Annotated in this window: 24 protein-coding genes and 1 tRNA gene; 16 read left to right on the top strand and 9 right to left on the bottom strand. The window is 66.4% G+C overall.

Translation table 11 applies throughout. The features are described 5' to 3' along the window. Nucleotides 1-539, top strand: a 539-nt coding sequence (locus tag PUN51_RS16380) for a hypothetical protein (RefSeq protein WP_275181785.1), incomplete at its 5' end; no start/stop codon positions are given. Nucleotides 540-643: 104 nt separating this feature from the next. Here the strand turns inward: PUN51_RS16380 and PUN51_RS16375 are convergent. Continuing rightward, nucleotides 644-1,369 (bottom strand): LysR family substrate-binding domain-containing protein, encoded by a 726-nt coding sequence (locus tag PUN51_RS16375; RefSeq protein WP_275181783.1) that lies wholly within the window; start codon nucleotides 1,367-1,369, stop codon nucleotides 644-646. A gap of 58 nt (nucleotides 1,370-1,427) precedes the next feature. On the opposite strand from PUN51_RS16375, the gene PUN51_RS16370 reads away from it, so the two are divergent. Next, nucleotides 1,428-1,829, top strand: coding sequence for a DUF5997 family protein (locus PUN51_RS16370; RefSeq protein ID WP_159629326.1), 402 nt, complete (start codon nucleotides 1,428-1,430; stop codon nucleotides 1,827-1,829). A 90-nt stretch (nucleotides 1,830-1,919) separates the two neighbouring features. On the opposite strand, the gene PUN51_RS16365 is transcribed toward PUN51_RS16370, so the two are convergent. Then, nucleotides 1,920-2,300, bottom strand: a complete 381-nt coding sequence (locus PUN51_RS16365; protein WP_159629328.1) for a VOC family protein — start codon at nucleotides 2,298-2,300, stop codon at nucleotides 1,920-1,922. 162 nt (nucleotides 2,301-2,462) lie between these two features. On the opposite strand from PUN51_RS16365, the gene PUN51_RS16360 reads away from it, so the two are divergent. Next, entirely contained in the window at nucleotides 2,463-3,089 is a 627-nt protein-coding gene (locus tag PUN51_RS16360; RefSeq protein WP_275181782.1) for a hypothetical protein, read from the top strand. 60 nt (nucleotides 3,090-3,149) lie between these two features. Then, nucleotides 3,150-3,758 carry a DUF6919 domain-containing protein gene (locus tag PUN51_RS16355; RefSeq protein WP_159629332.1) on the top strand — a complete coding sequence of 203 codons (609 nt, stop codon included), beginning with the start codon at nucleotides 3,150-3,152 and terminating at the stop codon, nucleotides 3,756-3,758. A gap of 28 nt (nucleotides 3,759-3,786) precedes the next feature. Here the strand turns inward: PUN51_RS16355 and PUN51_RS16350 are convergent, their stop codons facing one another. Both PUN51_RS16350 and PUN51_RS16345 read right to left on the bottom strand, forming a co-directional pair. Then, a complete protein-coding gene (locus PUN51_RS16350; RefSeq protein ID WP_159629334.1) occupies nucleotides 3,787-4,269 on the bottom strand; it encodes a pyridoxamine 5'-phosphate oxidase family protein in 483 nt (160 codons plus the stop codon). A 67-nt stretch (nucleotides 4,270-4,336) separates the two neighbouring features. Continuing rightward, complete coding sequence (locus PUN51_RS16345) at nucleotides 4,337-5,782, bottom strand: flavin monoamine oxidase family protein (protein ID WP_275181779.1); 1,446 nt, start codon at nucleotides 5,780-5,782, stop codon at nucleotides 4,337-4,339. Between the two features lie 82 nt (nucleotides 5,783-5,864). Here PUN51_RS16345 and PUN51_RS16340 point away from each other — a divergent pair, with 82 nt between their 5' ends. Continuing rightward, nucleotides 5,865-6,575 carry a TetR/AcrR family transcriptional regulator gene (locus tag PUN51_RS16340; protein WP_275181777.1) on the top strand — a complete coding sequence of 237 codons (711 nt, stop codon included), beginning with the start codon at nucleotides 5,865-5,867 and terminating at the stop codon, nucleotides 6,573-6,575. A 15-nt stretch (nucleotides 6,576-6,590) separates the two neighbouring features. Here the strand turns inward: PUN51_RS16340 and PUN51_RS16335 are convergent, their stop codons facing one another. Beyond that, the gene (locus PUN51_RS16335) at nucleotides 6,591-7,520 is read right to left on the bottom strand and encodes an NADP-dependent oxidoreductase (RefSeq protein ID WP_275181775.1); all 930 of its coding nucleotides are present in this window, start codon (nucleotides 7,518-7,520) and stop codon (nucleotides 6,591-6,593) included. Between the two features lie 152 nt (nucleotides 7,521-7,672). Here PUN51_RS16335 and PUN51_RS16330 point away from each other — a divergent pair, with 152 nt between their 5' ends. Then, nucleotides 7,673-8,800 (top strand): L-talarate/galactarate dehydratase, encoded by a 1,128-nt coding sequence (locus tag PUN51_RS16330; RefSeq protein WP_275181774.1) that lies wholly within the window; start codon nucleotides 7,673-7,675, stop codon nucleotides 8,798-8,800. 23 nt (nucleotides 8,801-8,823) lie between these two features. Beyond that, nucleotides 8,824-9,528, top strand: a complete 705-nt coding sequence (locus tag PUN51_RS16325) for a FadR/GntR family transcriptional regulator (protein WP_275181773.1) — start codon at nucleotides 8,824-8,826, stop codon at nucleotides 9,526-9,528. Nucleotides 9,529-9,700: 172 nt separating this feature from the next. On the opposite strand, the gene PUN51_RS16320 is transcribed toward PUN51_RS16325, so the two are convergent. Beyond that, a tRNA-Leu gene (locus tag PUN51_RS16320) sits at nucleotides 9,701-9,783 on the bottom strand. 395 nt (nucleotides 9,784-10,178) lie between these two features. On the opposite strand from PUN51_RS16320, the gene PUN51_RS16315 reads away from it, so the two are divergent. Genes PUN51_RS16315 through pknB form a run of 7 tightly spaced genes read left to right on the top strand, consistent with a single transcriptional unit; the run spans nucleotide 10,179 to nucleotide 19,716 of the window. Next, on the top strand, nucleotides 10,179-10,922 hold the full coding sequence (locus PUN51_RS16315; protein WP_159629343.1) for an FhaA domain-containing protein: 744 nt from the start codon (nucleotides 10,179-10,181) through the stop codon (nucleotides 10,920-10,922). Further along, complete coding sequence (locus PUN51_RS16310; RefSeq protein WP_275181771.1) at nucleotides 10,919-11,401, top strand: FHA domain-containing protein FhaB/FipA; 483 nt, start codon at nucleotides 10,919-10,921, stop codon at nucleotides 11,399-11,401. Before PUN51_RS16315 ends, PUN51_RS16310 begins: the two co-directional genes overlap by 4 nt. 2 nt (nucleotides 11,402-11,403) lie before the next feature. Next, on the top strand, nucleotides 11,404-13,110 hold the full coding sequence (locus PUN51_RS16305) for a PP2C family protein-serine/threonine phosphatase (RefSeq protein WP_374114962.1): 1,707 nt from the start codon (nucleotides 11,404-11,406) through the stop codon (nucleotides 13,108-13,110). Next, entirely contained in the window at nucleotides 13,107-14,495 is a 1,389-nt protein-coding gene (locus tag PUN51_RS16300) for an FtsW/RodA/SpoVE family cell cycle protein (RefSeq protein WP_275181769.1), read from the top strand. The genes PUN51_RS16305 and PUN51_RS16300 overlap by 4 nt, the downstream gene beginning before the upstream one ends. Beyond that, nucleotides 14,492-15,952 (top strand): peptidoglycan D,D-transpeptidase FtsI family protein, encoded by a 1,461-nt coding sequence (locus PUN51_RS16295; RefSeq protein ID WP_275181768.1) that lies wholly within the window; start codon nucleotides 14,492-14,494, stop codon nucleotides 15,950-15,952. The genes PUN51_RS16300 and PUN51_RS16295 overlap by 4 nt, the downstream gene beginning before the upstream one ends. Then, nucleotides 15,949-17,679, top strand: a complete 1,731-nt coding sequence (locus PUN51_RS16290) for a serine/threonine-protein kinase (protein ID WP_159629351.1) — start codon at nucleotides 15,949-15,951, stop codon at nucleotides 17,677-17,679. The genes PUN51_RS16295 and PUN51_RS16290 overlap by 4 nt, the downstream gene beginning before the upstream one ends. Before the next feature lie 15 nt (nucleotides 17,680-17,694). Next, nucleotides 17,695-19,716, top strand: a complete 2,022-nt coding sequence (pknB, locus tag PUN51_RS16285) for a Stk1 family PASTA domain-containing Ser/Thr kinase (RefSeq protein WP_275181765.1) — start codon at nucleotides 17,695-17,697, stop codon at nucleotides 19,714-19,716. 27 nt (nucleotides 19,717-19,743) lie between these two features. Here the strand turns inward: pknB and PUN51_RS16280 are convergent, their stop codons facing one another. From PUN51_RS16280 to PUN51_RS16270, 3 genes are read right to left on the bottom strand one after another with little or no spacing between them, the layout of a single operon-like run. Then, entirely contained in the window at nucleotides 19,744-20,385 is a 642-nt protein-coding gene (locus PUN51_RS16280; RefSeq protein WP_159629353.1) for an aminodeoxychorismate/anthranilate synthase component II, read from the bottom strand. After that, on the bottom strand, nucleotides 20,382-20,552 hold the full coding sequence (locus PUN51_RS16275) for a hypothetical protein (RefSeq protein ID WP_201302364.1): 171 nt from the start codon (nucleotides 20,550-20,552) through the stop codon (nucleotides 20,382-20,384). The genes PUN51_RS16280 and PUN51_RS16275 overlap by 4 nt, the downstream gene beginning before the upstream one ends. Nucleotides 20,553-20,554: 2 nt before the next feature. After that, nucleotides 20,555-21,349, bottom strand: coding sequence for a class E sortase (locus PUN51_RS16270; RefSeq protein WP_275181763.1), 795 nt, complete (start codon nucleotides 21,347-21,349; stop codon nucleotides 20,555-20,557). A gap of 173 nt (nucleotides 21,350-21,522) precedes the next feature. On the opposite strand from PUN51_RS16270, the gene PUN51_RS16265 reads away from it, so the two are divergent. Next, nucleotides 21,523-21,774, top strand: coding sequence for a cell division protein CrgA (locus PUN51_RS16265; protein ID WP_141158788.1), 252 nt, complete (start codon nucleotides 21,523-21,525; stop codon nucleotides 21,772-21,774). A gap of 34 nt (nucleotides 21,775-21,808) precedes the next feature. Then, nucleotides 21,809-22,420 (top strand): DNA-3-methyladenine glycosylase I, encoded by a 612-nt coding sequence (locus tag PUN51_RS16260; protein WP_275181787.1) that lies wholly within the window; start codon nucleotides 21,809-21,811, stop codon nucleotides 22,418-22,420. Nucleotides 22,421-22,620 lie beyond the last annotated feature (200 nt).

The following is a 22,620-nucleotide window of genomic DNA, read 5'->3' as shown; positions in this document are numbered from 1 at the left end:
AGGTCCGCGACGCCGTGACCGGGGTGAAGGAGAAAATCATGGGAGCAGCAGACACCGCCGGCACCAAAGTCCACGACACCACCGCCACCGGAGCCGGGCACACCACCAACGCCATGCACACCGCAGGAGACAACCTGCACCAGGCAACAGACACCGTCTCCGCGAAACTCTCCGACGCCGGCCAGGCCGTCTCCCACGCCCCCGACCAGGTCAAAGCCAAAACCGCCGGCAACCCCCTGGCCGCCGGCCTCATCGCCTTCGGCGCCGGCATGCTGATCTCCTCCCTGATCCCAGCCAGCGACAAAGAACGCGAAGCCGCGGACCAACTCAAAACCGCAGCCCAGCCCCTGGCAACCCAGGTCACCGACGCCGCCAAAACCATGGCCCAGGACCTCAAGGAACCCGCCCAGGAAGCCATGGAAAACGTCAAGGCCACCGCCACCGACGCCGCCCAAAACGTCAAAACCGAAGGCCAATACGCAGCCACCGACGTCAAAGACCGCGCAACCGACGCCAAAGACACCATCCAAAACACCTAGTCCGCGCGGGCAGCGACGGACTGCAGCAAAGCCGGCTCCGCATCATGCGGGGCCGGCTTTCTGTTATTCGGTCAACAACCAGGTGCCTGGTGGGCTCATGGGGGCTAGCGCTTGCCCTTCTTCCGCGACCCCTTGCCGCGGCCCTTGTCAGGGTTGGGGGCATAGCGCTGGGCCACCTTGGGCGCTTTTTTGGTTCCGGTGCCGCGGCGGTCCGGTTTGGGTTCCTTCTTCACCTTTTGTGGCTGGGCGGAGGGCTGGCGGGAGCTCTGGGCGGTGCGGCCGCGCACCACGCCAATGAATTCCTCCAGCACGTCGTCCGTGGCCTCCGCGGGCCAGGCCAGGGCGATTTCCGTCTCCTCCGCCCCGGTGAGCCTGCGCGCCACGGTGTCTTTGACGTTGAAGTGGCGCGCCACTGACATCGGGAGGACCAGCAGCCCGGCCCCGGAGGCCACCACCTGGAGCGCCGTCTCCGGGCCGCCCAAGGCAGCAGCATCGAGGAAGGACTCCTGGGCGAGGTCGGCAAGGGCCACTTCCTCGAACACTGAGATCTCGTGGCCCTTGGGGGCAACCACCACGGGTTGTTCCTCGTAGAGCGGGATGACGCTGAGGCCGTCCCGGTCAATCGGCAGGCGGACGAAGGCCATGTCAGCCTGGCCGCTTTCCAGCACCTGGCGCTGCACGCCGTCGTCGATCATGAATGCTTCAAGGGGAATATGGGGCATCCGCTCTTCCCAGCGGCGGATCCACTTGCCCGGCGTCACCCCTGCCACATACGCGACGCGCAGCACCCGCGGCGCCGCCTCGTCGGGGGCGGGCTGGGAATCAGGCATGGGGGCATTGTCGGCGGGCACGTCTTCACAGTACCCGCCGCCCGGATACCCTTGAAGCATGACCTCTGCAAACTCCCAGTCCATGAAGCCGGCCACCGTTGCCAAGAAACTTGGCATCTACCTGCCGGCCACCCCGCAGGAGTTCCAGGATTCAACCATTACCCGCGAGGAGTTCGCCGAACTCCAGGCCAACCCGCCGGAATGGCTTGCCGAACTCCGCCGCAATGGGCCGCACCCCCGCCCCGTGGTGGCCCAGAAGCTCAACGTGTCCATCAGCGGCCTGGCACGCGGCGGCGTGGAGGAAGCGCTCACGACGGCGGAGATCACCGCGCTGCTGCAGGCTCCCCCGCAGTGGCTCGTCACCGAACGCGCCACGCACGCTGCAGTCCGTGCCGAGGCCCAGCGGGTCAAGGACGAGGCCGCGAAGAAGCAGGCAAAGAAGGACCGCGCCCAGGCTTAGCCTGCACCGCCGCCCTTTCAGAAGCTTATTCGCCCGTCCGGAGCCTCAGCGTCCGGATGCGCGGACAAGCTTCTGTTGCATCCCGGGCCGTCAGTCCTGGTGGATCTGGATGTAGTTGCCACAGCCGTCGTCGAACACGGCGCTGGTCCCAAATGAGTCCGTGGTGGGCGGAGTCTTGAAGCTGACCCCGGCGGCCGACAGGCGGTCATACTCTGCCTGGACATCGGGTACCCCGAAAACGATGGCGGGGAGGCCGGCCTCACGCACGGCGTTCATGTAGCTGGCGCCGATCGGGTTGTCGCTGGGCTCCAGGAGCAGCCCCACCGAACTGTCGGCCGCCCCCGGATCCTTGATGATGTACAGGTTGTACTCCGGCATGGCCATGAGGGTGTCAAAGCCGAGCGTGCCGGTGTAGAAGGCGTGGGCGGCCGCGGGGTCCTGGACGTGGATGCTGCACATTTTGAGTCGCATGGTCCCACGCTACCGCCCATCATGGCGCCCTTTGGAGTGCCTGCCTCCGCATTTTGCAGCCATTGACGCTGTGCCTGGAAGACGGTCCAATGGAAGGACCAGCCCGGGCTTTCCGGCCGGGGCCAAGTCTTTGTGGGGAATGACGGGCGCGGGAGGTGCAGGATGTCAGTCGTGGCGGAGTCCTTGACCCAGGGACTGCTTCAAGGTGCGGGGGTGGTCCTGCTGTGCGGTGCCGTGCTGGTTGCCAGCGTCGCCGCCACGGTTTTCGTTGTACGACGACGGTCCCTGGCAACCGCAGGCGGCGCACCGGAGGCTCCTGACCAGCTGTTTTGGGACCTGTTCCTCGGTTCCTGCGTGGCGCTTCCGGCCCTTCTGATCCCGGCCCTGGTTTCTCCCTGGGCGGGGCTGGTGCTGGCCGGGGCAGCTGCGGCCTCGGGCCTTGCGGCCTACCGGGGCAGCCCAAAGTTCCTGGCGTGGCGCGCCGCCCGGCGTGAATACCGGGAGCAGCTCTCCGCGCATCAGGCCGCCCGGATACAGCATGATGAGCTCATAGTCCGCTGGCGGCGCTACGAACTGGATCCCGGCTGCAGCATCGACTACCCGGCACTGACCGACGTGCGGCTGCCGGAAACGTCGGCACTGATCAAGGCCATGCGGACCGCGGACCAACTGCGGACCGCCACGCACAAGGGCTACCCGGACGCCGTCGGAAGCCTGGCTGCATCGCTCGCAGCAGCGGAACGGGCGGCGGGAATTCCGGCGGCCATGCCAATGAAGCAGGCCGGCTGAAGTTAACTGCTGTGTCGAAGGGGTTGGATCGGCGCGGAGGCCCGGCGATAGCATCCCAAGATGAAGCCTGAGGAACTGCCTGTCCATGACGAGTACGGCCGGCTGCTGGAGGACCGCGGGGTCTGGCGGCAAGCCACCACGCTGGAGGCCGCCGGTGAGCTGACGGCACGGTGGCTGGAAGGCGGGAGTTCGTACCAGCCGGGCCACTTCGCTGCGGCGTTCGACGCCGAGACGGAGCCACTGGCCGCGCCGTTGGCAGAGTTGAACCGCAGCGGGCTGTTCACGAAGGAGTCCCAGCCGGGCATTCTGGCTGATGGGGCGGCGCAGCGGCAGTACGTCACCGGCTTCTGCAGCGCCGAAACCGCGCGGAGCCTGCTGGCACTTTCCACCCGCACGGAGCTGGTGACGGTAGTCCACGCTCCCGGCGAGGCAAGCAGCGCCGCCATTCCCGTGACCCTGGCCGGAGCAGAGATCACCACGGTCCTCGGCTCCAGCGAGAACCCCGTGGAGGAGGCCCAGATCCAGGACTGGGCCGGGGAGACCAACGATGCGCTGGCCCTCCTGCTCGCGGATTCCTGGTATGTGGAGATCCTGGATCCTGTGTGGGGCCGCAATGACGTGCTGCTGCCTGCAGTCCTGGAGGCATTGAAAGGGGCGGAGCAGCAGTAGCCGCCCCGCCCCCTGTCAACAGCCTGCGCTACAGCTCCACAGTTCCGCTTTCGCCGACGCTCATCCGGCTGTTGGTGACTTTTGACTTCACCCACTGAAGCACCGTGGCAGCGGTGCCGCCCGGGCTGGTCCAGTACTCGGCGGAATCCGAATCGACCCGCAGCAGGCACACCTCGGGGGTGTCCGGACCGTCCGGGAACCATGCTTCAACAACCTGGTTCCACATCTCGTGGATCTTGGCCCGGTCCGTGACCACTTCCGCGGTTCCGGCAACGGACACCCATTCGGTCTTCTTGCCAAAGGCGACGTTGACACGCGGGTCGGCCTGGACGTGCGCTACCTGCGAGGTGCCAAGGCCCGTGAAGAACCACATGTCGCCGTCGTCCTTGACCTCCTGGACCGCCAGCGGCCGGCTGACGAGGGCGCCTGCTTCGTTGATGGTGGTGACCATTCCGATCTTGGAATCGTTGATGATCTCCGTAACCTTGCTGATGCTCTGGGCGTCAGTCATGCCTCACCTCGTTCGTCGAAAAGTCGGGGACGCTCCCCGTCGCCAGCCTATTAGTAAGCATGCTTATTTACCAGCCGGATGCCACCGGAACCTTGGCAACTTCTGCGATGCGCGCCGCGGTGATGCGGCCCATGCGGATGGCGCCGTCCACATGCTGGTAGCCTTCAGCGGCGAGATCGGACGAGGACCAGTAGATGGGGCCGACGGGGGCGTGCTGGTCCTTGCCATAGCGGTGGAGTCCGCCCAGGTCATAGCTGGAGGCATAGGCGCCGCGGGTCCACTCCTCCGAGCCCCAATCGGACTCGTAGTAGACCTCCGGCGCCAGGGCTTCCGCGCCCAGGTAACCGGCGATCGAGTCGAGGATCGCCTTCCTGCGCTCTTCGGCACTCAACTCGAAAACGGCGTCGGCCTTCTCATCGGAGACGAAGCCCACCAGCGTGCCGCGGGCATCGCCATGGTTGGTGTTGTCGTACACCTCCTGGACCAGGGCGTCTGCCCCGAAACAGGTCCCGGAAAGTCCCTTGTCCCGCCAGAACGGGGTGCTGTAGACGGCGTGCACCTTGATGACCAGGCCCAGGGACTGGTGCTGGTGCATCTGGTGCTGGCGGCGCGGCAGCGGCGGATTGAAGGAGACACGGGAGTAGAGGTTGGGCGGCACGGCCATGATGACGAACCGGGCGTTCACTGTGGCCCGGTCGGATTCAACGGTGACGCGGTGGCCGCCGTCGGCATCCGGCTCCCAGTTGATGGTGCGGACCGGGGAGCCAAGGACCACGTCCTCCCCCAGTTCCTGCGCCTGCAGCAGCGAGACCTGCTGCATTCCACCCACCACGCGGCGGTCCAGGATGAAGTCCTCGTCCGTCAGGTGGGTGAAGGAGCCGGCCGAGGCGGCCATCAGGACGGCCTGCAGGGCGGAGAAGGAGTGCGCGGGCTTGGTGAGCATGCCGCCGGCGATGAACAGGCCGATGTTCCTGCAGGCTTCCTCATTGGCCGAGTTCTGCCGCAGCCAGTGGTGGAAGGAGATGGTGTCCAGTTCACGCGCTTTGGGGTGCGCCCAGGGTTCGGTTGGTCCAATCTCCGCGGCGAGTCCGTCCAGCAGCGCCACCAGGCGGTCCATTTCGACGGCGGTGTCCGGGTCCACCGGAAAGGTGTCCCCGGTGTAGCGCACGGGTGAGCCGTCGGCGCCAATGTAGATGGACTCTCCTTCGCGGTAGCGCGGGTAGGTGTCCAGGCCCAGTTCCTGGAGCAGTTCCAGGAGGGCGGTCTGGTCCGGCGAGACCCACTGTCCGCCGATTTCGAGCATGGCCCCATCAACGGTGTCGGTCCAGGTGCGGCCGCCCACCCGGTCGCGGGCCTCAAGCACGGCGACGGTGAGGCCCGCCTTCTTCAGTTCACGGGCGGCGGTGAGTCCGGACGGCCCGGCTCCAACGACCACGACGTCGCGGTTCAGGTTCAGCATGATGTCCTCTCTGCGGCCCTCGGTGACGGGGACCACTAAATGAATGCCATTCATTTAGCTAGAACTATAGCCGGTGCCTGCCGGGAGCGGAAGTGCTGGATGGAATAATGCAGGGGACATCGACGAAAGGGCAGCAATGCCGGCAGTATCAGCCGCACAGGGGCGCTCCGCCAGCAACGGCGGCGCACAGAGGAGGCGGGCAGGCCGGCCGTCGGCTGCAGTGCTGGACAAGGCGGGGATCACGGCAGCCGCCCTGGAACTGGTGAGCCGGAAAGGTTATGACGGCCTGACCATGGCGGCGCTGGCCAAGGTGCTCGACGTGGCACCTTCCGCCCTTTATAACCATGTGAAATCCAAACAGGACGTACTGCTCCTGGTGGAGGACCACCTGATGTCACTGGTGGACGTCTCAGGTTTCGGGGGCGGCAGCTGGGAAGACGCGGTGCGCACCTGGGCGTGGAGCTACCGGGATGTCTTCGCCGAACATACCCCGCTCATTCCCGTTATCGCAGTCCTGCCGGTGACGGACGCCCCCCAGACCCTTGCCATGTACGAAACCGTCAGCAAGGGGTTTTTCGACGCCGGGTTCCCCCGGGAGCGCATTGTCCCCGCCATCGTGGCGCTGGAGTCCTTCATTTTCGGCTCTGCGTACGACGTCACGGCACCGGAGGACATCTTCGATTCCGGTTCCATGGCGGAATCCACGCCGCATTTCACCGCGGCCGTGCGGAGTTCGGCCCACGGGCAGGACGGGCCGGCCCGGCAGGAACGTGGCCGCCCGGCCGATACCGCCTTCCAGCTTGGGCTCGAGGCCCTGATTGCCGGTTTCGGAGCCATCAGGACCTAGCGGCCCTCACGGACCTCAGGGGGTTTGGTCCACTGCCACAACAATCTTGCCGCGGGTATGCCCGGCCATGTTGAGCCGGAATGCATCGGCGGCCCGGTCCAGCGGAAATACCTCAGCGACCTCCACCCGCATCTTCCTGTCGTCCACCAGATCCGCAAGCTCCTGGAGTTGGGCGCCCACAGGGCTTACCCACATCCAGGTTCCGCCATGTTCCTCCACGTCACTGTCGGCGATGGAGGCGTGCCTGCCGCCGTCAGCAAGCACCGCGAGGGTAGCCTCAAGATTGCCGCCGACAAAATCGGCAACCACCTCAACACCGTCCGGGCGGAGGGACCGGACCCGGTCGGCAAGGCCGTCACCGTAGGTGATGGGATGGGCGCCCAGGGACCGGAGGAAAACGTGGTTCTTTTCCGACGCCGTCGCAATGACATGGGCTCCCAGGGCCACGGCGATCTGGATGCCCATGGATCCCACGCCGCCGGCTCCGCCGTGGATCAGCACGGTCTCGCCGGACGTGAGGCCAAGGCGGTTCAGGACCTGGTAGGCAGTCAATCCGGCCAACGGGAGCCCTGCGGACTCGTTCCATTCGAGGGTGGCGGGCTTTCGGGCCAGGAGCCTTTCAGGAAGAGCAATGTATTCGGCGAAGCTGCCGCCGTGGACATAATCCTTGCGGCCATAGGAGATGACTTCGTCCCCGGGCTTGAACTGCTGGGAATCGATTCCCACGGATTCCACCACGCCCGCCACGTCCCATCCCGGGACCGCCGGGAACTGCAGGTCCATCGCAGCATCCAGGTAGCCGGCCATGATCTTCCAGTCCACCGGGTTTACCGAAGCCGCCTTGACCTTGACCAGGACCATTCCGGGTCCCACTTTCGGCATGGGCTGCTCAGTGAGCTCAAGGACGTCGGGGCTGCCGTATTCGCTGTAAGTAATCGCCTTCATGCCTGCGTCAACAGCCTCCTGGCCTGCAGCTATTCCGGCCGGGCACCGTAAGTGGCGCATCGCACGGACGGCCCCACCTACTTGTAATACAAGTATGTGACTTATATCCTAAGAGGGTGGGCGAAGGAGCCCGCCCCGCCCAAGGAGATTAAATGAGCACCGTCGACTTCATCCGGCATGTCAGGCTGTCCACCGCCAGGCTTCCCCTCACCGTTCCCATCAGCGACGCCAAGGTCTTCACCGGCCGGCAGAAGCCCATGACCGAGGTGGTCTTCCTGTTCGCCGAGATCACCACCGAACTGGGCCATTCAGGGATCGGCTTCAGTTACTCCAAGCGCGCCGGAGGGCCGGCCCAGTACGCCCACGCCAAGGAAGTTGCCGGAGGCCTCATCGGTGAGGACCCCAACGACATCGCCAGGATCTACACCAAGCTCCTGTGGGCAGGCGCATCCGTGGGACGGTCCGGCGTCGCCACCCAGGCCCTCGCCGCCGTCGACATCGCTTTGTACGACCTCAAGGCGAAGCGCGCCGGACTGCCGCTGGCCAAGCTCCTTGGCTCCTACCGCGACTCCGTGCGGACCTACAACACCTCCGGCGGCTTCCTGAATGCCACGCTGGAGGAGGTAAAGGCTCGCGCCACCCAGTCGATCGAGGAGGGCATCGGCGGCATCAAGATCAAGGTGGGCCTGCCGGACAGCAAGGAAGACCTGCGCCGCGTTGCCGGAATCCGCGACCACATCGGCCCTGACGTTCCGCTCATGGTGGACGCCAACCAGCAGTGGGACCGCGCCACCGCCCTGCGCATGGGCCGCCGCTTCGAGGAATTCGACCTTGTCTGGATTGAAGAGCCGCTGGACGCCTACGACTTCGAAGGCCACGCCCACCTGGCGCAGGTCCTGGACACCCCTATTGCCACCGGCGAAATGCTTGCCTCCGTGGCCGAGCACAAGGGCCTCATTGCCGCGAACGGCTGCGACATCATCCAGCCCGATGCCCCTCGCGTCGGCGGCATCACCCAATTCCTCCGCCTCGCCGCCCTTGCGGACGAGCGCGGACTGGGACTTGCCCCGCATTTCGCCATGGAGATCCATCTCCACCTCGCTGCTGCCTATCCGCGCGAGCCCTGGGTGGAGCACTTCGACTGGCTGGACCCCTTATTCAACGAGCGCCTGGAAACCAAGGACGGCCGAATGATCGTCCCCGACCGCCCAGGCCTGGGCGTCACATTGAGCGACCAGGCACGGGCCTGGACCACCGAGAGCGTTGAGTTCGGCGCGTAACCCCGACGCCGTACCCTTGAGCCATGAGCCGGAACCTCACCGCGGACCTTGCCGCTGACCTCCGCAACCGCATCGTGGACGGCGTGATCCAGCCGGGCGAGAAGCTGCCCAGCGAGAACACGCTCATCAGCGACTTCGGCGTCAGCCGCACTGTGGTGCGGGCCGCCCTCACCCGGCTGCAGGCGGAGGGCCTCGTCGAAACCGAACGCGGCCGCGGCAGCTTCGCCCTTACTCCGCCCGCGGAAGGGCCGCTGGCAGTGCCCGGAGTCCGCCCCGTGGCCACTACAGAGGACCGGCTGCACCTGCTGGCCTTCCGCATGGGCGTGGAGACGGAGGCTGCGGCCCTGGCCGCCCGGAACCACACGGACCGGCAACTGCGCGCCGCCAGTACGGCACTGGAGGCCTTCACCGGAAGCGCGGGCCATCCTGCCCATGCCATGAAATCGGACTTCGAGTTCCACCGGGCCGTGGCCGCAGCATCCGGCAACCCCTATTACTCGGACTGTCTGGCGGCCCTGGGCCAGACCATGATTGCCATGCCCCGCACCCGCCTGATGACCGGCGTCGAGCATTACGCCCGGGACCATTTTGACCAGGTGGTCCAGGAGCACCGGTCCATCCTGGAGGCGATCGCCGACCGTGACGAGGCTGCCGCGGCGGCAGCCATGCGCAGCCACCTGGCCAACTCACGACGCCGGTTCAAGGCTTCAGCGCGCCCGTCCAGCTAGGGCCCCGTCCGTGAGCGCCGCCGGCCAGGCGCTCAACGCACCCGCCACCGGACGAACCACCCTGGAACGCGCGGGTGCGAAGTCCGTGCACGGGGGCAATCCTTCAGAACCGCTGATCCGTGCGGGAAACGCAAAAGAGCCCCGGTCCAAGACCGGGGCTCTTCCATTTGCGTGCGCGAGGGGGGATTTGAACCCCCACGCCCTTTCGGACACTGGCACCTGAAGCCAGCGCGTCTGCCGTTCCGCCACTCGCGCGCAACTTCCTTCACTCAGCCGGTCCGGTTTCCCGTTCCGCGCCTCGTAAAAGCAGCGAGATCAAGCATAACGGACAGATGCCGCAAATTACCAATTGGCCCCCGTCCGCCCTCCCGCAAGCCTCTCCGGCAGGCTAAAAACCGCGCAAAAGCAGGCATCCTGGGGTCATCAGCCGCGCCCCCGATTCCCCGCCGCAACAGCCCGGAGCAGTCACGCATCCGAACTTTTGCCGGCGCCCGGCCGTTGTGGATTAAGGTCATTCGCAGGGCTGGCCATTAGTATCGGATGTAGGAGTGGCCACTGCCCGCGGGCATCACCGCGCAACGATGGACTGCCCTGCAGGTGGTGGCCAGCAACAACTACTGCCCCGGAACCGGGGGGAAAGGAGAAGAACCATGGGTCTGCTGGACAAGGTTGAACGTGGCATTGAAAAGGCCGTCCGCGGCGTCTTCTCCACCGGTTCCAAAGCGCAGGTTGAGCCCGTTGAGATCGCCAGCCGGCTCCGCCGCGAGGTGGACCACAAAGCCCTCACCGTGGCGGCCGGACGCACGCTGGTACCCAACGTCTTCGACGTCCAGCTCAGTGACGATGACTTTGGCCGCGCACAGGAATGGGGCACGCCGCTGGCCGAAGAACTCTGCGACGTGGTCATCAACCACGTCCGCAGCCAGGGCTACACCCTCCAGGGCCCCGTCCGCATTTCGTTCCGGCGCGATTCCGAACTCCGCGCCGGGGATTTTGAAATAGCCTCCTCCACCGAAAAATCCCAGGGATCCGCCGCCCAGCCAAAGCCCCAGCCCAACGTTCCGGCGGCCCCGAGCCGGCAGCCTGTCAGGCTCCAGCCGGTGCTGGACATTGACGGCCAGCGCTATTCGCTCAACGCCCCGTCCATCATCCTGGGCCGGTCCTCAGAGGCGGACATCCACATCGAAGACACGGGCGTATCCCGGCGCCACCTGGAGATCCGCACGGCCAACGGTGTCACCAGCGCCGTGGACCTGGGCTCCACCAATGGCAGCTACGTCAACGGCCAAAAGGTTTCCGGAAGCACCGAACTCACAGACGGCTCCACCATCACGATGGGACGGACAAAGATCATCTTCCGCCTGCTTCCTGCCAACCAGGGTGGCCACGCATGAGCGACCTCACCATCACCGCGCTGCGGTTCGGCTTCCTGCTGCTCCTCTGGGTCCTGATCTTCAGCATCGTCTCCGCCATGCGCCGGGACCTGATGCTGGGCCGCAAGGCTGCGGCCGGTGCACCCACGGCCCGCCAGATCCGGCGAAACCCCGAACTGGCCGAAGCGCCGCCGCAGCCCGTGAAACAGCAGGCCCGGCAGCTGGTGGTGCTCGAAGGTCCGCTCAAGGGCCGGACCCTGCCCCTGGCAGCGAGCCCCATCCTGCTGGGACGCGCCCAGGAAGCCACCCTGGTCCTTGAGGACGATTACGCCTCCGGCCGCCATGCCAGGCTCTTTCCGCAGGGCAGCCGCTGGTTCATTGAAGATCTTGGTTCCACCAACGGAACCTACCTGGGAGACCAGCAACTTACCCGTGCCCTGCCTGTCGAGCCAGGGGTACCCGTGAGAATCGGCAAGACGGTCATTGAATTGAGGCCGTAACTGTGGCCGAGGCTGAAAACCCCGCAACCGGCTCCAGTCCGGCTCAGCGGCCCCTCATCATGCGCTTCGCCGCGCGGTCGGACGTGGGCCGGATCCGTTCCAAGAACGACGATTCCGCTTACGCCGGCCGCCATCTCGCAGTGGTCGCGGATGGCATGGGCGGCCACGCGGGCGGCGATGTTGCCTCAGCTGCGACCGTCCTGGACATGATCCACCTGGACAGCCCGGACCACGGGGCGGACGCCGGGACCGTGCTGGCCGATGAGATCCAAACTGCCAACTCCCTGCTCTCTGAACTGGTGCACATCAACCCGAAGCTCGCGGGTATGGGCACCACCGTCACTGCGCTGCTGCTGGCGGATGACAAACTGCATTTTGCCCACATCGGCGACTCACGCGCCTACCGGCTCCGCGACGGTGAATTCAAGCAGGTCAGCGTGGACCACACCTTCGTCCAGCGGCTCATCGACGAAGGCCGGCTGCGGCCTGAGGAAGCGGAAACGCACCCGCACAAGAACGTCCTCATGCGCGTCCTGGGTGACGTCGATGCCAGCCCCGAGCTGGACCTGGACACCCTGGACGCCCGGCCCGGGGACCGCTGGCTGCTGTGCTCGGATGGACTGAACTATGTGGCCGCGCATGCGGTGGAGCGGACTGTCCGCGAAACCCACAACCTGCATGAGTGCGCCGAAACCCTTGTTGAACTGACCCTTGAGGCCGGTTCCCCGGACAACGTCACCGTGGTCATGGTGGACATCGTGGAGGAAACGCCCGACGACGTCAGCACGGCAGCCGTCGAAATTGTCCCGCCGGTGCAGGGCAGCAAGCCCGCTGCCGCGGCGGATGCTTCACCCGCAGCCCAGGCTGCTGCCGCCGTGCCGGCCGATGGCAAGGAGGTGGCCGGTTCGGAAGCCGGAGCTCCCAAGCCAGGTACCGGGCCTGCCAAGGAAACGGAAGACGGCGCCGGCGCCAAGGACGGCGACGCCAGCCCGGCCGACTCCGGCGGCACCGACCCCCACCTTGGGGAACACCTCTCCGCCGAGGTCCTGCGCGAAGAGCTGGCCTCCCGCCCGCATGAACTGGTGGGCGCCGCTGCTGCTGCCGCAGAGTCCGGTTCCATCCCCACCGTCGCCGGCCGTACCGTGGCCCGGCGGGCCGCAACGCTCCTGACGCACAAGGCGGAACCGGCAGACGGGGAAGACACCCTGCCGCCACTGCGTCCCCGCCGCTGGTTGACCTGGTCCATCGCGGCCGCCGTCGTGGTAGTGGTGGCCGTTGGCCTCTGGCTTAGTTACGCATGGACGCAGACCCGCTACTACGTGGGCGAGTTCGACTCCCGCGTGGCCATCTACAACGGGGTGTCGCAGCGGCTGGGTCCCATCCAGCTTTCCTCCCTCGAAGCAGTGACGGATATCCGCATGGACTCCCTGCCGCCGTTCTCGCAGCAGCGCGTCCGGCAGACGGTGCCTGCCAATGACCTCTACGACGCCCAGCGGATCGTCAAGAACCTGGAGCTCACCGGAACAACTTCGCCCGAGGAAGAGTGCCCCAAGCCTTCCGCGTCCGCCAGTGCCCCGGCACCCTCCAACAGTGCGCCCCCTGCCAGTGCAGCGGCGCCGCCACCGGCACCGGATGCGTCCGCTCCTGCCCCGGCGTCCGCACCGTCACCCTCACCCACTCCCACCATCACCTGCGAGGCGGCCAAATGAGCCAGGTAAGCACCATGCCCAAGCCTCGCCGCAACGTGGAACTTGCGTTGCTGCTGCTGGCCCTTGCCGTCGGCATCGGCGCCAACATGATGGTGGGCGTGGACCAGGAGAAGGCTTTCGACTCGGATTTCTGGTTCCAGTCCAGCCTGCTGGCAGTGGCCGCCCTGGTGTTCCACGGCGTCCTGCGGTTCCGCGCTAAATATGCCGATCCAGTAATACTTCCGATCGTTGTCGCCCTCAACGGCCTGGGCCTGGCAATGATCCACCGGCTTGATGCTCCCGGCGAGGACACCGGCAACAACCAGCTCCGGTGGACCCTCATTGCCATGGCGGTGGCCATCGCCGTGGTCTTCTTCCTCAAGGACCACCGCATCCTGCGCCGGTTTACCTTTATTTCGCTGGCAGCCTCGGCCCTGTTGCTGATCCTGCCGCTTGTCCCGGGAATCAGCGCCGGTGAAATCCTGGGTGCGCGGGTGTGGATCAGGGTTGGTCCCATGACGTTCCAGCCGGGCGAAGTCGCCAAGATTACGCTGGCCATATTCTTCGCCGGGTATCTGTCCTCCAACCGCGACCTCATCCTGCTCGCCGGCCGCAAGATCGGCCCCATGCAGTTTCCGCGGTTCAAGGACATGGGTCCCATGATCACCGCATGGCTGGTCAGCATCGGCGTGCTCATCTTCCAGCGCGACCTGGGCTCCTCCCTGTTGTTCTTCGGCCTGTTCATCGTCATGATCTACGTGGCCACCAGCCGGATCAGCTGGGTGGTGATTGGGCTGGCCCTGATCATCGGCGGCGGTTTCGTGGCGGCCCAGGTGTTCGCCCACGTCCAGCAGCGCGTCTACGGCTGGCTCAACGCCTTCTCCCCCGACGTCTATGAGAACGGCAGCCGGCAGGTCATCGAAGGCCTGTTCGGCATGGCCAACGGCGGACTGGTGGGCACGGGCCTTGGCCAGGGGCGTCCGGACCTCGTTCCTTTCGCCAACAGCGACATGATCATCGCCTCCCTGGGCGAGGAACTGGGGCTGATCGGCTTGTTCGCCGTGGTCCTGCTGTACCTGCTGTTCATCACCCGTGGCTTCCGTGCCGCCCTGGGCACCCGGGACGCGTTCGGCAAACTCCTCGCCTGCGGCCTGTCCTTCGCGGTCGCCCTCCAGTGCTTCGTGGTCATCGGCGGCGTCACCCGGCTCATTCCGTTGACCGGGCTCACCACGCCCTTCCTCGCGGCCGGCGGATCGTCCCTCCTGGCCAACTGGATCATCGTGGGACTGCTCCTGATGATTTCGCACGCCGCCCGCGGACCCGTGGACACCACTCCACTCCCGCCCGCCGGCGCGGCGGCGGCAACCGGCATTGACACTCCAACCGAGGCGGTGAAGCAGGCATGAACCAGGCAATCCGACACTCGTGGGTAGCCGCAGTGGCCATGTTCGCGCTGCTCTTCGGCGCCATCAGCTTTGTGCAGGTGGTGGGCGCCGACGACCTCAAGACCAATCCGCTGAACCAGCGCGCCATTCTCCAGAACTACTGCAACGACCGCGGCGCCATCATCGTCGGCGGCACCCCCGTGGCCGAGTCCGTGGAGACCGGTTCGGAGACCTGCAAGTTCCAGCGCACCTACCCCCAGCCGGAGCTGTATGCCGGGATCACCGGCTACTTCTCGAAGAACTACGGGGCCACGGGCCTTGAACAGGCCATGGGCGCCGAACTGGCAGGCAACTCGGACCAGCTTTTCCTTGACCGGGTGGGCCAGCTCTTCCTGGGCAACCAGCCCAAGGGCGCCTCGGTGGAACTGACCATCGACCCCCAGATCCAGCAGCTCGCCTACAGCCTGATCCCGGACGGCCAGCGCGGCTCGATCGTGGTCACCAACCCCAAGACCGGTGCCATCCTGGCCATGGCATCCAAGCCGTCCTACAATCCGAACCTCGCCGCCACGCAGGATGCCGCCGCCGAAGGCGCCAACATGAACGAACTGGTGAAGGTCCCCGGCATCAACCTGAACCAGAACGTCAGCGGCCCCACCGGCGAGCTGCTCGCTCCGGGATCGGTCTTCAAACTGGTGGACACTGCCGCGGCCCTGGCGTCGGGGAAGTACAACAAGGACAGCGTCCTGCCCAACCCCGCCGAGATGCCTTTCGACGGCATCCAGTACAAGCTTCCCAACTACGCCGGCGGCAACTGCTACACCAGGGACACCGCGGGGTTCGCCTTCGCCCTGCAGCAGTCCTGCAACACGCCGTTCGCCAGCATCGCCCTGGACCTTGGCCGTGACGCCATTGCCGCCCAGTACAAGAAGTTCGGGTTCGGCGAGGACGTTGGAAACCAGCTGAAGCTTGGCCACGCAACGGGGAACGGGTTCCCCGACAAGCTGGACGCGCCGGGCCTGGCCCAGTCCGCCATCGGCCAGAAGGATGTCCGGGTGACGCCGCTGCAGGTGAACATGATGACGAACGCCATCGCGAACGGAGGCGTCCAGATGGCGCCCAGCCTGGTCAAAACGCTGCGGTCCCCGGATCTGCGCGTTATTGACGAGCCACAGCCGGCCCAGCTCAGGACGTCCACCAGCCCGGAGATCGCCAAGCAAATCACCGAATGGATGACCAGCGTGGTGACGGATGGTATCGCCAAGAGTGCTGCGGTGCCCGGCGTGCAGGTCGCGGGCAAGACCGGCACCGCCGAGCTCGGCAACGGAACCAACAACTCGTGGTTCACCGGGTTCGCCCCCGCTGACAATCCCAAGGTCAGCGTCACGATCGTCATGGAAGGCGTAGACATCTACGCGGGAGCAAAGCTGACCAGTCCTAACGCGAAGAAGATTTTTGAGGCGGTGTTGAATAAGTGAGGCCTACAACGGGAATCACCCTCGGCGGCAGATTCCAGCTGACCACGCGGATTGCGATCGGCGGCATGGGGGAAGTCTGGAAGGCCAAAGACCTCGTCCTGGGCCGCATCGTCGCCATCAAGGTGCTGAAGGAGGAGTACACCGGCGACCCGGGATTCCTCCAGCGCTTCCGCGCCGAGGCCCGCCACACCGCCCTCCTGAACCACGTGGGGATCGCCAACGTCTTCGACTACGGCGAAGAAGAGGGCTCAGCCTACCTGGTCATGGAACTGGTCCCGGGGCAGCCGCTGAGCAGCATCATCGAACACGAGCAGGTGCTCTCGCCTGACCGTACGCTGTCGATCATCGCGCAGACCGCCCGCGCCTTGGCCGTTGCGCACGCACAGGGCCTGGTCCACCGCGACGTCAAGCCCGGCAACCTCCTGATCACTCCTGACGGGCGGGTCAAGGTCACCGACTTCGGCATCGCCCGCCTCGCCGACCAGGTGCCCCTCACCCAGACCGGGCAGGTCATGGGTACCGCGCAGTACCTGGCGCCCGAACAGGCAACGGGCCAGACCGCCACCGGTTCGTCGGACATCTACTCACTGGGCGTCATCGGATACGAGTGCCTCAGCGGCCACCGCCCGTTCTCCGGCGAGTCGCAGATCGCCATTGCCCTGGCCCAGGTGAACGACGCCCCGCCGCCCCTCCCGGAGAGCCTGCCCACGCCGGTCCGCGCGCTCCTGATGTCCATGCTGGCCAAGGACCCCAAGGACCGGCCGGCGAATGCCATCAAGCTCGCCGAAGCTGCGGAAGCCATCCGTAACGGGGATGTGGGCGCTGCCCGTGCCGCGGTGCCCGGCATGCTTCTTTTCGACGCCGATACCGGCCCCATCACCGCACCCGTTGACACGGCCACGGCCCCCACGGGCGTCATCGGCACACAGCGTGACTCGGCCCCCACCGCCACATCCGCCCTCCCGGTGATGGGCGCGGCCGCGGCAGGCGCTGCGGCTGGTATGGCTGCCAGCGCCCACGGCGCATCAGCCGATGGCGGGGAGCGTGCGCAGGGGCCGCTGGCCCGCGCCAACGCATTGGCTGCCGAGCGGAACTGGGACCAGGAGGAGGAAACGTACGACGACGCGCCCTCCGATGAGCCCCGGCGCAAGGGACGCAGCCCGTGGACCTGGCCCCTGGTTGCCCTGATCCTGCTGCTCCTCTTCGCCCTGGTGGGCTTCCTCCTGAACCAGGTGGGGCTCTTCTCGCCGGCCGGCAACCCCAGCTCCAGCGCCACCGCCAGCAGCGCACCGCCGTCGTCCGCGACGCCCACGCGGACCAGCGCCTCGGCAACGCCCACGCAGACGCGCAGCACGCCGACGCCCACACCCACCACGCAGCCCACCCAGGCCACGGTCAACGTGATACCGGCCGCGTACCTCGGCAAGGACTACCGCCAGGTCCAGTCCGCCCTGGCGGGCCTGGGACTCCAGGTGACTGTCCTTCCGCAGGAGAGCAGCACCGAGACGCCTGGTACTGTGCTGGAGCTCAACCCCACCGGGACGGTGCCCAAGGGTTCACTCATCACCGTCATCTACGCCACGGCTCCCAGCCCCGCGCCCACCACGGCGGCGCCAAGCCCTGCCCCCACGTCCTCGTCCCCGGTGGCGGGACCGACGCCCATCTCGCCCCTGGCAACCTGTGCGGCCGGCCAGACGCCGGGAGTACCCCCAACCTGCGCACCCTGACCGTCGGGACCACCAGTGAATGAGTCACCACGCACACCGTTGCACCGGGAGGACAGCCTGCCGGTGGATAACCGGCGTGTCCTGAACGGGCGCTACGAGCTGGGTAACCTCATTGGCCGCGGCGGCATGGCGGACGTCTACAGGGGCACCGACACCCGCCTGGGCAGGACAGTCGCCATCAAGCTGCTGCGGCCCGACATGGCCCGCGATCCGCAGTTCCAGGCACGGTTCAAACGTGAAGCGCAGGCGGTGGCCGCCCTCAACCACCCCTCCATCGTGGCGATTTTCGACACCGGGGAGCACGTGGTCCACGACGGCTCCGCCGAGGACGTACGGGTGCCGTACATCGTCATGGAGTACGTGGAGGGCAGGACCCTGCGCGAACTGATCCGCGGCAACGAGGTCACCATCAGCCAGGCGATCGATTATTGCCTGGGCGTCCTGGGGGCCCTCGAATACAGCCACAAGGCCGGCATTGTGCACCGGGACATCAAGCCTGCCAACGTGATGTACTGCCCGGGCACCAACTCGGTGAAGGTGATGGACTTCGGCATTGCGCGGGCCATCGCCGATTCCTCCGCCACCATGACCCAGACCCAGGCAGTGGTGGGAACGGCCCAGTACCTCTCGCCGGAACAGGCCCGGGGCGAAACCGTCGACGCCCGCAGCGATCTCTATTCCGCCGCGTGCCTGCTCTACGAAATGCTGACTTCTAGGCCGCCGTTCGTCGGGGACAGCCCGGTTTCCGTGGCCTACCAGCACGTCCGCGAAATCCCGGACCCGGCCAGCAGCCTCAACCCCGAGGTGTCACCGGCGCTGGACACGGTCCTCGCCAAGGCGCTGCAGAAGAACCGCGCGGACCGGTTCCAGGATGCGGCCGCTTTCCGGCGTGCCCTGCGCGCTGCAAAGGCCGGAGTGGCCGTCCCGGCCGTGCCGGCGTCCGAGGCACCCACCGATCCGAATGACCACGTACCCCAGGCGGCGCCGCCCACCGAGGCGTTCGCTGCTGCGGGGGCAGGCTTCCTTGACGACGCGCCCACGGGGCGGCTGGCTGCCACCAGCCTGTTCCATGACGACGGCGGTTCCGCGGTTCCGCTGGAGCTGGCGGATGGGCACGATTCGGATGGGCACGATTCGGATGGGCACGGGCCGGATGGGTACGGTGCGGATGCCTACGGGGCCGGCCCGCTCCCGCTCGGCCTCGCTCCCGAACGCGAGCGGACCGCCCGCCAGAAGTCCCGCCGTCGTGCCTGGATTGCCACCCTGGTGATCTTCACCCTGTTGATTCTCGCGGGGGGCGGGCTGTGGCTGTACCAAACGGTGAACCGTCCAGCTCCCGCTCCTCCCAAGGTACCCATCCCTTCGGTGGCGTCCATGACGGAAACCGCTGCGCTCCAGGAGCTGTACAACGCGGGCCTTCGCCCCAGGATCGCCAGGTCGGCAAACGACACGGTGCCCAAGGGGACCGCCATCGGGACGGATCCCGCGGCCGGCGGTTCCCTGGATCCGGGGGCCGACGTAATCCTCAACGTCTCCGACGGCCCCAGCTCGGTCAAGATCCCGGACAGCCTCCCCGGCAAGACCGAGGCAGCGGCACGGGACATCCTCCGCCAAGTGGGGCTGGTTGGCGCTCCGTCAACCACCACCGCCAACAGCGCCACTGTCCCCGCCGGGATCGTCATCACCTCCAACCCGGCGCCCGGGCAAAGCGTCGGCGTCGGCACCAGCGTGGAGCTCATCGTCTCCACCGGCAAGGTGGTTGTCCCCGAACTGCGCGGCATGACACGTGAAGAGGCCGAGGCCGCCCTGAAGGAACGTGGCTTGGTCGCTTCAGTGGTCGAGGCGGAAAACTCGCAGGTGGAGCCCGGCAGGGTCACGGATCAGAGCGACCCCGTCAACGCCGCCGTCGACCAGGGAAAGACCATCACCGTCGTGGTGGCCAAGGCTCCGCCGCCCCCGCCGGCGCCCACGGAAACCCCCACGGAAACGCCCACGCCGACAGCAACGCCGACGCCGAAGCCCACCAGGAAGGGCTGACGCCCGGCCTGGCGGGGGCTGGCCCTGCTAGTGCTGGATCAGCGGGCTTAGCTTCGCAGCCCGCGCGGCCGCACCCTTCATGCCCAGCGACTCCAGCCAGTTGCCGAGCATCTGGTACCCGCCTTCGGTGAGGACCGATTCGGGATGGAACTGCACCCCGCACAACGGTGCAGTCCGGTGCTGCAGCCCCATGACCACGCCGGACGCGGTCTGCGCCGTCACTTCCAGGACCTCGGGAATGGACTCCCGGACCGCCGCCAGCGAGTGGTAGCGGGTGGCAGTGACGGGGGAGGGGAGGCCGGCGAACACGCTGGTGCCGGTGTGCTCCACCTGGGACGTCTTGCCGTGCATGAGCTCGGGGGCGTGGGTCACCTTGCCGCCGAAGGCCTCTGCCAGGGCCTGATGTCCCAGGCACACGCCGAACATGGGAACGCTGTTCTCACCGCACCACTTGATCAGCTCGATGCAGACACCCGCCTCCGCAGGATTTCCGGGACCGGGGGAAATGAGGACGCCGTCCCGGGTACTGGCAAGCTCGATGGCCTCGGCCAGGGTGACGTCATCGTTCCGGACCACCGTGGTCTCGGCACCGAGTTCCTGGAGGTATCCCACCAGGGTGTAGACGAAGCTGTCGTAGTTATCCACTACAAGGATCTTGGTTGTGGTCATGGCTGGTCTGCGGAACCAATCGTTGAGTCGGTGAATTGGGTGAAGTGGGACATCCAGGGGAAAAGGAACTGGACCATCAGGACCAGGGCCACGAAGATCAGTGCCAGCGAGATGATGATCCTGAGCCAGAGCGGCCCGGGAAGGTGGCGGAAAATCCAGGCGTACACGGTCAGCTCCTTCCGGTGGCTGCTGCAACCTGCGCCGCGATCTCAGCAGGCGGCCCTGCGGCTGCCGGCCGCCAACTGTCCAGCAGGGCGTAGGCGATGATGCGTTCTTCCGCGCCGAAGCGGGGGTTGCAGCTGGTCATGGTGAGGTAGCTTTCGGTGGGCGCGACGCCCGGCTGGGTGGGGACAGGTTCCAGGACGTCAGTTCGGGAGGGCATCACGATCTGGTTGTTCCGGAAGACGTAGACGTAGTAACCGTCCTTGGTTTGCACGTAGATCTTGTCACCGGGCACCAGCGTGTGGATGTTGTCCAGCACCGCCCCGTGCGTCTGCCGGTGCCCTGCGACGGCAAAGTTGCCCACCGCACCGGGCATTGCCGTATTGCTGTAGTGCCCCAGGCCCAGCGTATCCAGCACGTCCTGGCTTGTCCCCTGGACGATGGGACGCGTGTAGGTGGGGCCGAACCGGGGGATGTACATGATGCCGATGGTGCCGGCGTGGCCGGGAGCGGTACCCACCACGGGTTTGCCAAAATCCTCGCCGGCGGCAGGGGGCGCCGCGGGGGCCGGGGCGGCCGTCGCGGGAGCGGCACTGCCCAGGTCCCGGGCGAATTCCTTGATGACCTGGCTCTGCTTGGCGTCGGATTCCACGTTGGTCCACCACAGCTGCCACGCGACAAACAGCAGGAGGATGACGCCGGCAGTAATCAGCAGCTCGCCGAGCACCGAGATGGTGCCAGTGAGGAGGGCACGACGGCGCGCGGGCGCAGTGGCGGGCTCCGCCTTCTCCTGCAATACCACGCGTTCCCCTCCGGGCATTCACCCTGGGCACCGCGTGCCCATCAACTGCGGCTAGAATTGGCTGCTAGTAAGAATCCAGATTTGACCAAGATCGCGCAGACCGCTGGCAATTTCCTTCTTGCAGGATACCAAGCCCGGGCCGCCGAGCTTGCCCAGCCCGCCAAGGAGAGCCAGTGCCCGAGTCAAAGCCTCGCAGGAAGACCGCCAGCACCGCCCAGCCGGCATCCCCGCAGGCGTACAAGCCCAACCCCGTGTGGTTCAAGCCGGTCATGTTCGGCCTCATGATCATCGGCCTCTTCTGGATCATCACCTTCTACATCAGCGAGGGACGCTTCCCGGTCCAGGCCTGGCAATCCTGGAACATCGTGGCAGGCTTCGGCATCGCCATCGTCGGGTTCCTGATGACCACCCGCTGGCGCTCATAGCGCCCGCCGCGGAACTGTTCCAAGGAGAACCACACTGGCTCCCGATTCCAGCGGAGTGATCGTTGGCGAGGATGGCCTGGCCCGTCCTGCCTGGGCCGCCACGGATCCGCTCATGCGCGACTATTACGACCAGGAATGGGGACTGCCCGTCACTGACGAGCAGGGCATGTACGAGCGCATCTGCCTGGAGGGCTTCCAGGCAGGTCTTTCCTGGGCCACCATCCTGCGCAAGCGCCCTGCCTTCCGTGCCGCCTTTGCCGGCTTCGACCCCGAACAGGTGGCCTTGTTCAGCGGCGAGGACGTGGAACGGCTGATGCAGGATCCGGGAATCATCAGGAACCGGCTCAAAATCCTTGCCGCGGTCAAGAATGCACAGGCCACACTGGAACTTCGCAACGACGGCGGGCTGGTGGACTTTGTTTGGAGCTTTCGCCCGGCCAGCACCCCGGAGCCCGCGGTGGCCGCCGATGTCCCCACGCAGTCGGCGGAATCGGTGGCCCTGTCCAAGGCGCTCCGGAAACGGGGCTTCTCCTTTGTGGGTCCCACCACCATGTTCGCCTTGATGGAAGCCGTGGGAATAGTGGACACCCATCTGCTGGACAGCCACCGCCGCGGCTCCTCCGGAATTTGGTCCATGCAGGCCTAAAGACCCTACCGCCGCCCGTTATCCCCAACTGTTGGGAAGGTTATCCACACTGTGGACAACCTTCCCCAGGGGTCCTGTAGAAGGCGCCAGCATCCCTGTGCAGCACCCTTCCGCCAAAACCCGCCGGGAAGATGTGGTTATTAACAGTGTGGAATACCTGTGGATAAGTTCAGGAGCCTGAAGGGGACACGTCCCGACGG

This window comes from Arthrobacter sp. NQ4 (assembly GCF_029077345.1).
Classification (GTDB): domain Bacteria; phylum Actinomycetota; class Actinomycetes; order Actinomycetales; family Micrococcaceae; genus Arthrobacter.
This window is presented reverse-complemented; position numbering and strand designations above follow the sequence as displayed.